Genomic DNA, 12,237 nt, shown 5'->3' with positions numbered 1-12,237 from the left:
CTTAAATGGTTGTCAAGTAACGGATTACGGACAATACTGCCCCGGACCGATCCATAGAATACATTGTCCTTTGTAATTGTACTCGCAGCAAAAACGTCCTGCAGCTCCGCCATTGATAGATTTCTGAGCATCTCTGCTTAATACTTTGGCATTTTTCATAGTTAAAAATATTTTGGTTGTACATCCTGAGCATTTAAAGTCAATCAGGATTTTGACATTTGGTGTAAAAGAAGTGAATCAAAGATATTGTTTTTCCTTGTTATGTGATATATTTTATTGGTGTTTTTTTTAATAAAATTTTGGTTATCAGTTGTTAATGGCTTTTGTTCGAAATCCTGAGGTTGAGAATATAAATAGAAAATACGGACACTTCCGGCTTTATGATAATTGTGATAAGACCACTGTCTAAGGAAGGGCAATTGATCTCTGAACTTTTTGGCTAGATAGATTGTAAGCAAAAAAACACTACTTCGTATTAAAAAGAATTATTCTTATCATCTTTTAATACGAAGCAGTGCTGTATTTGTTAAAGTCTACAACTTCCTGATGTTAACTTTTTCCTGCAGCTTGCATTGGATTAACCTTTCCGGTTGAGCCTCCTCTTACACTTCCGCCTTCCTGTTTTTGTTTAAAGAGCTGGAATTTTGAAGTTTCAGTACCCGTTCCGGTGCTGCTCCAGAAATTATTGGTAGTATCAATATCAGCAGTTTCCCTCATGGGATCAAGCTGAATAGATTTCAATTTCTTATCAAAATAATAGGTTTTGGAAACTTTTTGTTCATTCAGTCTCCAGATCTGTGCTGCAGATTTATCGTATAATTTTGAGCCGTCTTCAAAAGTGAATTCAAGAATGATAGGCATTACCAGACCACCTTTGTTTACAAAATCGATCTGATATCCTGTAATATTTTTGAATTTCTCTTTATCCCTGGTATCTAAAGGAAGACCAGCCTCAGTTTTGATGGTGTATTGCTTATTATTATCAAGCTTTTCCTGGCCTCTGTCATATCTGTAATAGAAATCCTGAAGATCTTTGTCCCCCTCTACGTAGAATTTGATATTCTTATCTTCTCTGTTTCTGATTTTTGAAAGGTCTTCAAAACTGTTTACCAAAGGTTTTTCAACCTGATATTTTATTTCAGCAGCTGCTTTTGGATCCGTTTCAAGGTTTGGAACAGCTGCCGTTACTTTATCAATAGCGATATCTACAGGATCTGTGCCGTAGAACCAACCTCTCCAGAACCAGTCAAGATCTTCACCGCTGGCATCTTCCATGGTACGGAATAAATCAGCAGGTTCAGGATGTTTGAATGCCCATCTTTTAGCATACGTTTTAAAAGCTTTGTCAAAAAGCTCTCTTCCCATAATCGTTTCACGAAGAATATTCAGTCCTGTGGCGGGTTTTGAATAAGCGTTCGGACCATACTGAACAATATTTTCAGAGTTGCTCATAATGGGTTCCAGCTGATCTTTCGGAAGTTTCATATAATCTACGATCGTCCATGCCGGTCCTCTTTTGGAAGGGAATTTATTATCCCATTTTTCTTCCGTAAGATACTCCGTAAAGGTATTCAGACCTTCGTCCATCCATGCCCATTGTCTTTCATCAGAATTGATGATCATAGGAAAAAAGTTATGACCAACCTCATGGATGATTACTCCGATCATTCCGTTTTTGGTCCCCTCAGAATAGGTTCCGTCTTTCTCCGTTCTTCCGAAGTTGAAACAGATCATCGGATATTCCATTCCGTTTGCTGCTTCTACAGATTGGGCTACAGGGTATGGATAAGGAATCGTAAATTCCGAATAGGTTTTAATGGTATGAGCAACTGCTTTTGTGGAAAACTTTCTGTAAAGACCATAAGATTCCTTGGGATAGAAACTCATGGCCATTACTTTATTATTATTTTCTGGAATTGTTACGCGCATTCCGTCCCAGACAAATTTTCGGGAAGAAGTCCATGCAAAATCACGTACATCTTTTGCTTCAAAAACCCATGTTTTTCTTTGTTTTGAATGATTTTTTTCTGCCTTTTTAGCTTCATCCAATGTTACAATTTCAATAGGTTCAGAAGCATTTTCAGCTTTTCTGTATCTTGACAGCTGATCAGATGTCAACACCTGATCGTAGTTTTTACATTCTCCGGTTCCTCCAACAATATGATCGGAAGGAACATTCATGGAAACTTTAAAGTCTCCGAAAACAAGTGCAAATTCACCTCTTCCGGTAAACTGATGGTTCTGCCAGCCCTGGAAATCACTATATACACACATTCTTGGATACCATTGTGCCATTGTGTACAGATCGTTTCCGTCTTCAGGGAAGTTTTCATAACCGCCGCGGCCTCCCATCCTGATTCTGTTGGGAATATTGTAGTTCCAGTCTACTTTGAAAACGAATTTCTCCCCCTTTTTCAAAACTTTGGGAAGATCAATACGCATCATGGTTTTGTTAACGGTATATTTCAGGGGAGTTCCTGAAACATCAGTCACTTTCTCAAGACTTACACCATACCCGTTATCCTTAACAGGAAGTTCAGTTACTTTAAGCTGCTGGTCTGTTGTTGACGGATGAAGAACAGATGAAGTATCATACCCCGAATTTCGAATGCTGGAATGCTCGTTTTCATCAAGCTGAAGCCAGATATAGTCCAGATCATCCGGAGAATTGTTGTAATACGTCACCGTTTCGGAACCTTTCAGATTTTTTTTATCTTCATCCAGATAAGCGGTAATGTTATAATCGGCTCTGTTCTGCCAGTATCCGTGTCCGGGAGCTCCTGATGCCGTTCTGTAGATGTTGGGTGTTGGCAGAATTGTTCCCAGCTGCTCAAACCTGTTGCCATGATTACTGCCCGGATTATTCTGAATATTTTGTGCGGTGAAACCTGTATATGCAAATACAGAAAGTGAAAGTATAACAACTTTTAGTTTCATAACCGGAATGATTTTTTAATGATCAAAGATAGTAATAACCTGTTGAATTCATAAGAATATTTAACTTTTAAAAAGGAATTCTTTCCAAAGTCATTTTTAAGGATAAAGCAAATACTCCCGAAGAAACAAAAAGTATCCAGTCTTTTTTATTCACCTTGAAAAGATTGAGTGAAAGGAACAGGATGATTAAAATTGCAGCAACAATTACAATCTGGCCAAGCTCCAGACCAATATTGAACCCAAGAAGAGGTAAAGCTATACTCTGGCTTTTGGCAATCATTACTCTTGCTGTATTGGCGAATCCCATTCCATGCACAAGGCCGAAGATCAGGGCAAGATAATAGTTGGCCCGCATCAAAGTCTGTTTCTGATTTTTCATGATAATATTATCCAGTGAAGTCAGAACAATGGTTAAAGGAATTAAAAACTCTACCCAATCAGAAGGAACCCTGAAAACATCCAGAATGCTTAGGGCTAAGGTAATGGAATGTCCAATTGTAAATGCGGTCACAAGAATCAGAATTTTTTTCCAGTCACTGTAAGAATATACAGCGATCAGGGCCAGAACAAAAAGCTGATGATCCAGAGCATCCAGAGAAATAATATGTTCCCATCCAAGGTGTAAATAAAAAAGAAAATCCTGCATTTTGGTTAAAAAAAATTATATTTTGAATATATTGTTAAATTGTTATTGATTTTATTATTTTGAGTAATTTTAGCACTCAATATTTGTTAATATTTTATGTCATTTGTGTTTTGAATAAAAATTGTATAATTGTATTGCTTAAAAATATAATATGAATATTAAAAAATTATTTTTTACAAATGTAAACATTTCATATGGAGGAGCGAAGCTTCTCAGAAATGCTACAGCAGCCTTTTTGGGATTGTATTCCTACGCTTTTTACGGGCAGGTACAGAAACTGGATTCCCGTTTTGATATTTTATTGAAAAATAAAGAGAGTATTGCTAATGGAAGAGCGGTAAAAGAACTGGAACGTCCTGATATGAAACTAGACCAGCACCTGGTGGTGACCTCAAAGGGAGCGCAGACTATGTATTCATGTATTGTTTACACTAAAGAGCCTGAAAAACTAAAGGAAGACGGATTTCTGGTACAAAGCCAATTGCCTTCTTTTTCTACAGCTTTAGTCTCTCTTGAAGACATTGAAAGACTGATTCAGCTTCCCTATGTAACCTCAGTAATGGCACCGGAATTTGATGTACTTCATAACGATGTGAGCAGAGCTCAGTCCGGAGCAAGTCTTCTGCAGGATGGTGTTTTCAATAACACCGCTTATAATGGAACAGGAGTGTTAGTAGGAATTTATGATAGTGGGATAGACTGGAAACATCCGGATTTCAGAAAAGCTGATGATCAGACCAAAAGCAGAATTGTCTCTATCTGGGATCAGACATTAACTGCACAGGCGGGAGAAACTGCTCCCGCAGGATTTTCTACCGGTGTAGAATATACCAGAGCGCAGATTGAAGATGAACTGGACGGAACACCAACAGGCTTTGTTCGTGAAAATGATACCAATGGTCACGGAACCCACGTTTCCGGCACGGCAGCCGGGAATGGTGCTGCCTTTACCGATAAAAGACATAAGGGATTCTCATCTGATGCGGATATTGTTTTTGTAAAAGGAGGAAACGGGTCTTTTCCCACAACCAATACCATTAATGCCTTAACTTATTTCAAAAATGTAGCTACTGCTCTCAACAAACCCATCGTTGTCAATATGAGTATCGGTGGACAGGGATCTGCCCACGACGGAACTTCCAGCCATGAAGTAGCAGTTAATAATTTCACCACTTCAGGAGCGGGAAGAGTAGTTGTGATTTCTGCTGGAAATGATTATGGAGCTAATCTTCACAGAAAAGTAGATATTGCAGCTGGTGCGGCACAGACATATAATTTTACAGTAGTAAGCAATACTTCTGCAGCTTCGGTATTTTCATTCATTATGTATGCCAATGATAATACTCCTGTTACTGCCAAGCTGACTACTCCGGACGGCCAGCAGTATACGCAGAATATCAGTACAACTACAGCTCACACTATATTGGGAGGAGGCCTTACAGCAACCATGTATAACTATTGGAGCAATGATAACAACAAAAGGTATGTTCAGCTGGTTGTTACCAGAACTTCAGGAACCACCAATGTTCAGGGGAATTATGCATTGGAAATTACGAATAACGGAACACAGCAGATCACGACCCACGGCTGGCTGTATAGCCAGGGAGTGCAAACCACGTTGCAAAACGGAGATAATGAATATATAGTAGGATCTCCGGGGAATGCTTCCAATGCAATTACAGTAGCTTCATACATGGGAAGAGCAAGCTGGTATAGCGGAACAAGCGGTTATTTTACACTTACTCCACAGGAATCAATCTCTTCATTCAGTTCGCAGGGACCAAGAGTAGATGGTTTTCAGAAACCAGATATCGCAGGCTCGGGCCAGAACGTAATTTCTTCCAGATCTGCTGATTCTTCTCCCGGAGCGACAGATATTATTGCAGGAACCAATTATTATGTGAAAAATCAGGGGACAAGTATGTCTTCACCAGGTGTAGCAGGAGCTGTCGGATTATTGCTTCAGGCTAATCCTTCATTAACGGCGGCACAGGTGAAAGCACGTCTTACTTCCAATGCAAGAATGGATGGAGCAACAGGAACTGTTCCTAATATGAGATGGGGATATGGAAAATTGGATATCTACAAAGCTGTTACGGATGAATTAGGATGTGTTAAATCTAATTTTGAAACAGTAGGGTACGATGAACCTTATATTATTGCCAATACAGAATCTAACTATTACTTTGATAATGTTGCCCTGGCAGTAAGATATACGCCTACATTAACAGGGAAGTTGGGAGGCTTTTCATTTTTAACGGGTACTTCTCTTCCTTCGGATATTCCTGTTGATATTCAAATCAGAAAAGTGAATGCCAATGGAAATCCAGGAGATATTATAGCCACTAAAACCATTACTTCATGGCTGAATAGTTCTCAAAGATTTACGTGGAATTATGTAAATCTTTCAGATCTTAACGTACAAATGGTAACCGGGAAAGACTTTTATATCGTCGTAAACGGATTAGGCGGAAGGATTGCCATGAAAGCTGAGAATGCGGTGTTGAATAACAGGTCTAAAACTTCTACAGATGGTACTGCATGGACTTCAAGAACATTTGATCTTAAAATGAGAGCCGTAGTTTATGAAAATGTTGCTGAAGTAAAAAATTTAGCAACTTCCAACCAGACAAAAGCCAGTACAGTGGCTAATGGTTATAACTATTTTACAAATTCCTGCCAGCTTATCTCAAGAATAGAAAAAGAAGCAGCCAGTACAGTAACAGGAAATGTGACATCAAAAGTATGGGTAGATAATGCACAGCCCAATTATGTTGCAAGAAGATATGAAATCAATTCAGATGTAAATACTAATACAGCAACCGGAAAAGTAACTTTATATTTCAAGCAGAGTGATTTCGATGCCTATAATCTGACCAATGGAGTGAAATTACCTACTTCACCCACTGATGTTGCCAACAAAGCGAATCTTTTTATTGAAAAATATACGGGAACAAGCACTACTGGTACCATAGCTTCTTTTGGTGGAGCAGCAACAATTATTACTCCTGATATTGCAGATATTATCTGGAATGATACCTATCAATACTGGGAAGTCAGTTTCCAGGCAACAGGTTTCGGGGGATATTTTGTTAAAACAGGAACAACATTAGGCACAGCCGATGTTAAGATGAATTCAGAAGTGAATATCACTCCGAATCCTGCGAAAGATTTTGTTAATGTGATATTGGGAAGACATTCTAAAGGGGCGGTAACCATTTATGATGCTTCAGGAAAATTGATTAAAACCGTAAATGTGAATACTAATTCAGGTAAAATTGATGTTTCAGAGCTGATAAAAGGAACGTATCTGTTCACCATAATGCTGGAGGATAACACAAAAATTACAAAAAAAATAATTAAACAATAAATCTTCGTCAATGATATTCAATGAAAAGCAGCAGTTATAGAAACTGTTGCTTTTTTTATATTTGCTGTAAAATAAGATTCATGTCAGGTAAGTTTTTTGGGAGTTTTCTTTTCGTATTAATAATGACTTTTCAGAGTTTTACAGGGAGTGAAGCTTTTCACCCCTATCACGTAGGATCTGTAGAGATTAATTATAATTCAAAATCCAGAACATTTGAAGTGACCGGAAGATTCTTTCTTGATGACCTGGAAAATGGCTTGGGAAAAAAATATGGAGGCGCTTTTCATTTTAATGACGAAAAATACAAGACCAAACTGAATGATGCCCTGCAAAAATACAGCTCAGAATATTTTAAACTAAAAGTTGATAATAAATTTTTAAAAGTAAATTATATTGGCTATGAAGAAGACCAGGAATCTGTAAATATCTTTCTAGAATCCGAACCTGTGTCCCCTCCGAAAAAAGTAGAAACCGCGGTAAGTTTTCTGTATAATCTTTTTGATGATCAGATCAATATTGTTCATATCATTGTAAACGGACAAAGAAACAGTGAAAAACTTATCTATCCTAACCGCTATCTCTATAAACAGTTCTGAGAATATTAATTTTCCAGCTGAAGCAATGTATTGATTCCTTTTGCGTGAGCCATCAGATCAGGAAAAAAATCATCATAACACTGCTGAAGATGATCCTTGTTCTTTAAAAAAGCTTCAAAAACAGGAATATCCCTATCAAGATATTTTGCTTTATTAAGTACATTCTGAATGCTGAATTTGATTCCCCAGTCTTCACGGTAATTATAAAGCCAGTCATCATGCTCCATTTTTACCAGCATCTTTTTGAAATTTTCAGGAAGCCACTGTTCATGGGTATTTAAAACACGATAAACTTTGAGGGAATGCGATTTCCATTCTGTCAGAGAATTCAGTGATAGGTCTCTGGCTACAAAATGATCCATAGAAACATCCACAAATGCACCGGCGTACAATCTTACCAATGGGGCAAACACTTTTTTGGCCTCATGGATAGCCGGATGGGAATCTGTAAAAGTGTCAATTGCTCTGTGCAGGGTAATTCCGTCCTGAATTTCCTTTGGGAAAGAGAAACGATCTCTGTTGCGGATAAAGTCTTCAAGAAATTGCCCCACGATCTGCCCGTCGGTAAAAGAAAGAAAAGAATGCGCCAGATAATTCATAATTTAAAGGTATGAATTAAATGTGGATAGTGAAAGGTGAAAAGTGAATTCGCTTCGCTTGTTAATTTTTTATCGTGATATTAATTGACTATTGACTTGCGTAGCAAAATTGACCATTCACATTAAAAAAGCCTCTCGTGAAAATCTTCAATCTTACTCACTTCTTCAATCTTGATTCCAAATTTTCTTTTCGGGATTTTATTAAGATTGGAAACGAATATTTTTTCATAACCCAGTTTTTCCGCTTCAGTAATTCTCTGTTCAATCTGGGCTACCGGACGTATTTCTCCGCTCAGACCAATTTCTCCGGCAAAGCAGTAATGTTCTGAGATGGCAATATCTTCATTAGAGGAAAGAACAGAAGCAATGACCGCCAGATCCAGTGCAGGGTCATCTGTTTTTATTCCGCCCGTAATATTCAGGAAAACGTCTTTTGCTCCCAATTGAAAACCTGCTCTTTTTTCTAATACGGCCAGAAGCATATTCAGTCTTTTGGAATCAAAACCGGTACAGCTTCTCTGTGGAGTTCCATAAACGGCCGTACTTACCAATGCCTGAATTTCCAGCAGCATAGGTCTGTTTCCCTCAAGGGTTACCGCAACGGAGTTACCGGAAAGTTCTTCAAATTTTTTGGTGATCAGAATTTCAGAAGGGTTTTTAATCTCTTTCAATCCCTGGGAAACCATTTCATAAATTCCAATTTCGGAAGTAGAACCAAAACGGTTTTTATTGGCTCTCAATAATCTGAAAAGATGATTTCGGTCTCCGTCAAAATTCAAAACAACATCCACCATATGCTCCAGAACCTTTGGTCCGGCAATCTGTCCGTCTTTGGTGATGTGGCCTACAAGAAATACCGGAGTATTATTTTCTTTGGCATATTTGATGATCTCATTGGAGCATTCCCGGATTTGGGATACGGTTCCCGGAGAACTTTCTATCAGCTGAGACTGCAGAGTCTGGATAGAATCGATGATCATGAAATCAGGCTCCAGTTTTTTTGCTTCATGAAGGATTTTTTCCAGTGAAGTTTCAGTAAAAAGAAAACAGTTCGGATTCTGAATATCAGTAAGCCTGTCCGCTCTCATTTTAATCTGAGAAGCACTTTCCTCCCCGGAAACATAGAAGATTTTTTTCTTCATTTTTAAAGCAAGCTGAAGCAGAAGGGTCGATTTCCCGATTCCGGGTTCGCCGCCAATCAAAGTCACAGAACCCAAAACGATACCGCCTCCTAAGACACGGTTCAGTTCTTCAGAAGGTGTTTTTATCCTTGGTTCCTCACTTGTTTCCACTTCAACAATATTGATAACATGTTGTTTGGTTTTTGAGAAAGGAGGAGTTTTGTGAGAAGGTTTTTCTACAACTTCTTCTACTAAAGTATTCCACTCTCCACAGTTTTTACATTGTCCCAGCCATTGAGGGTACTGGGTTCCGCAGTTTTGACAGAAATATGCTGTTTTCAGTTTTGCCATACTGCGAAGTTATAAAAAAAGCATTTTTCTTTCGGAATCTAAATGGATTTAATATAAAAAACTAATACGTCTGCGGTAGAAATATCTTTCTTATCTTAGCTTTCTTCAATTAAAATATTAATGTAAAATATCATTACAATGAAAAAAGTATTTTTATCTTTCGTATTTACGCTTTTAAATATCGTTGCTTTTGCACAGGGAACCTGGCAGGTAGACCAGATGCATTCATCGGTCAACTTTAATATCAAGCACATGGGGATTAGTTTTGTACAGGGAAGGTTTGATAAATTTGACGGAAAAGCAGCTACAGGAGGCGCTAATCTGGATAATGCCGATGTAAGCTTTTCTATCAGTGTCCCTTCCATTAATACCGGAGTGGATATGAGAGACAGACATCTTATCAGTGAAGAGTTTTTCGATGTTGCCCAATATCCTACGATTGAATTTAAAAGTTCTTCTGTTACAAAAGATAAGAACAACAACTACATTGTAAAAGGGAAGCTGACGATGAAAGGTGTGGAAAAAGAAATCACTGCTCCGGTTACGTTTGGAGGAATTACAAAAAATAAAGACGGAAAAGAGATTATGGGGATTCAGACAAAATTTACCGTGAACCGTCTGGATTATGGTATCAAATATGATCCGTCAGGAGCAGGAATCGCAAAAGATGTTGAAGTAACGGCTTACTTTGAACTGACTAAGCAATAATATTTCAGAATATAAACTATAAAAAGGTTTTCCGCTCCAATGGAAAACCTTTTTCGTTGATAGATGAAATCCTGTTGATCATAGCTTTGTTTCATTTGCTTATACTAAATATTGATAAAAATTTTATTAGGTTTTATAATTGTTTGAGGGATGTTTTATCATTTTCAAAATGTAAAAGATTGCTTTGTATTTCTTTTTCCCCTAACTTTGCACAAACCTAATCTAATGAGTAAAAAGAATACAAAGTACATCTTTGTGACAGGAGGTGTAACTTCATCTTTGGGAAAGGGAATCGTTTCTGCTTCTCTGGGACTTCTACTAAAATCACGCGGCTTTAATGTAACGATCCAAAAATTAGATCCTTATATCAATATCGACCCAGGAACTTTGAATCCTTATGAGCACGGAGAGTGTTATGTGACTGAAGATGGTGCGGAGACGGATCTGGATTTAGGCCACTACGAGCGTTACCTTGATGCTCCTACATCCCAAAACAACAACGTTACTACAGGAAAAATCTACCAGACTGTCATTGAAAAAGAAAGAAAAGGAGACTTCCTTGGAAAAACAGTTCAGGTAATTCCTCATATTACTAACGAAATCAAACGTAGAATTAAAATCCTTTCAAAACAGAACTACGATATCATCATTACTGAGATCGGAGGAACGGTAGGGGATATCGAATCTTTACCCTACATTGAAACTGTTCGCCAGTTGAAGTGGGAGCTGGGAGAGAGTAATTCTATGGTGATCCACCTTACTTTACTGCCTTATCTTGCTTCAAGTGGAGAATTAAAAACAAAACCATCCCAGCACTCCGTTCGTCAGTTGATGGAAAGCGGAATTATGGCAGATGTTTTAGTGTGCAGAACAGAACATAAGATTCCTAAAGATCAGAGAGCAAAACTGGCTCAGTTCTGTAACGTTCCTTTAGATAACGTTATCGAATGTAAAGACCTTGAAACCATCTATGAAGTTCCAATGTATCTTCAGAAACAAAACTTTGATGATGTAGTTTTAAAAGAGCTGGATCTGAAAAGTGATAAAGATGCAGATCTTAAAGACTGGAAGAGTTTCCTTAAAAAATTCCAGAACCCTAAGAAAACCGTTGAAATTGCATTGGTAGGAAAATATGTTTCCCTTCAGGATTCTTATATTTCTATTGCTGAGGCTTTCAAACATGCAGGAGCTGACCTTGAAACTGAGGTAAAAGTAAGATGGGTATACAGTGGAGATATTACGGAGGAAAATATTAAAGATACTCTGAAAGGTGTGAATGGTATCCTTGTAGCTCCTGGTTTCGGAGACAGAGGGATTGAAGGAAAAGTTCTTACCGCAAAATATGCAAGAGAAAATAAAATTCCAATGTTGGGAATCTGTTTAGGAATGCAGATTATGACGATTGAATTTGCAAGAAATGTTTTAGGACATACCAAAGCAAACTCTATGGAATTTGATACGGCTACTCCGGATCCTGTAATTTCTTTGATGGAAGAACAGAAAAATGTAGTAGATAAAGGAGGAACAATGCGCCTTGGATCATGGAAATGTTCTTTGAAAAACGGTTCTAAATTATATGATGTCTACGGAAGCAAAAATATCTCTGAAAGACACCGTCACCGTTATGAATTCAACAGTGATTATCTTCAGGAATTTGAAAAAAATGGTTTCCTGGCTACAGGAACTAACCCTGAAACAGGTTTGGTAGAAGCCCTGGAACTTCCTGATCACCCGTTCTATGTAGGGGTTCAGTATCACCCGGAATATAAGAGTACGGTAGCAACACCGCATCCTTTATTCAGAGCTTTCATCAAGGCTTGCGAAAAGAAATAAGGTAAAATTTTATCATAAACGTCTACCCATAAACTCAGGCTGATTATTCTCAGCTTGAGTTTATTATATAGTAACA

9 protein-coding genes are annotated in these 12,237 nt (G+C 37.9%); 4 read left to right on the top strand and 5 right to left on the bottom strand.

Annotation, left to right across the window (positions count from 1 at the left end; genetic code table 11):
• Window positions 1-24: 24 nt before the first annotated feature.
• From EK417_RS21580 to EK417_RS15440, 3 genes are all read right to left on the bottom strand, one after another.
• The gene (locus tag EK417_RS21580) at window positions 25-159 is read right to left on the bottom strand and encodes a hypothetical protein (RefSeq protein ID WP_262484577.1); all 135 of its coding nucleotides are present in this window, start codon (window positions 157-159) and stop codon (window positions 25-27) included.
• Window positions 160-549: 390 nt separating this feature from the next.
• Window positions 550-2,937, bottom strand: a complete 2,388-nt coding sequence (locus EK417_RS15445) for a M1 family metallopeptidase (protein ID WP_136522645.1) — start codon at window positions 2,935-2,937, stop codon at window positions 550-552.
• A gap of 67 nt (window positions 2,938-3,004) precedes the next feature.
• Window positions 3,005-3,583 (bottom strand): HupE/UreJ family protein, encoded by a 579-nt coding sequence (locus EK417_RS15440; protein WP_110367967.1) that lies wholly within the window; start codon window positions 3,581-3,583, stop codon window positions 3,005-3,007.
• 151 nt (window positions 3,584-3,734) lie between these two features.
• On the opposite strand from EK417_RS15440, the gene EK417_RS15435 reads away from it, so the two are divergent.
• Together EK417_RS15435 and EK417_RS15430 are read left to right on the top strand one after the other, a co-directional pair.
• Window positions 3,735-6,953: a S8/S53 family peptidase gene (locus EK417_RS15435; protein WP_136522644.1), complete on the top strand. Its 3,219-nt coding sequence runs from the start codon at window positions 3,735-3,737 to the stop codon at window positions 6,951-6,953.
• Between the two features lie 80 nt (window positions 6,954-7,033).
• Entirely contained in the window at window positions 7,034-7,549 is a 516-nt protein-coding gene (locus tag EK417_RS15430) for a DUF6702 family protein (RefSeq protein ID WP_076597737.1), read from the top strand.
• 5 nt (window positions 7,550-7,554) lie between these two features.
• Here the strand turns inward: EK417_RS15430 and EK417_RS15425 are convergent, their stop codons facing one another.
• Window positions 7,555-8,148, bottom strand: coding sequence for an acyl carrier protein phosphodiesterase (locus tag EK417_RS15425; protein WP_110367970.1), 594 nt, complete (start codon window positions 8,146-8,148; stop codon window positions 7,555-7,557).
• 122 nt (window positions 8,149-8,270) lie between these two features.
• Window positions 8,271-9,620, bottom strand: a complete 1,350-nt coding sequence (gene radA, locus EK417_RS15420; protein WP_110367971.1) for a DNA repair protein RadA — start codon at window positions 9,618-9,620, stop codon at window positions 8,271-8,273.
• A 138-nt stretch (window positions 9,621-9,758) separates the two neighbouring features.
• On the opposite strand from radA, the gene EK417_RS15415 reads away from it, so the two are divergent.
• Together EK417_RS15415 and pyrG are read left to right on the top strand one after the other, a co-directional pair.
• The gene (locus EK417_RS15415; RefSeq protein WP_076597740.1) at window positions 9,759-10,328 is read left to right on the top strand and encodes a YceI family protein; all 570 of its coding nucleotides are present in this window, start codon (window positions 9,759-9,761) and stop codon (window positions 10,326-10,328) included.
• Window positions 10,329-10,553: 225 nt separating this feature from the next.
• Entirely contained in the window at window positions 10,554-12,161 is a 1,608-nt protein-coding gene (gene pyrG, locus EK417_RS15410) for a CTP synthase (RefSeq protein WP_136522643.1), read from the top strand.
• The last annotated feature ends 76 nt before the right edge of the window (window positions 12,162-12,237 follow it).

Source organism: Chryseobacterium candidae, from assembly GCF_004916905.1.
GTDB lineage: Bacteria > Bacteroidota > Bacteroidia > Flavobacteriales > Weeksellaceae > Chryseobacterium > Chryseobacterium candidae.
The sequence above is the reverse complement of the archived record's forward strand: the minus strand, read 5'-3'. Positions and strand labels throughout refer to the sequence as shown.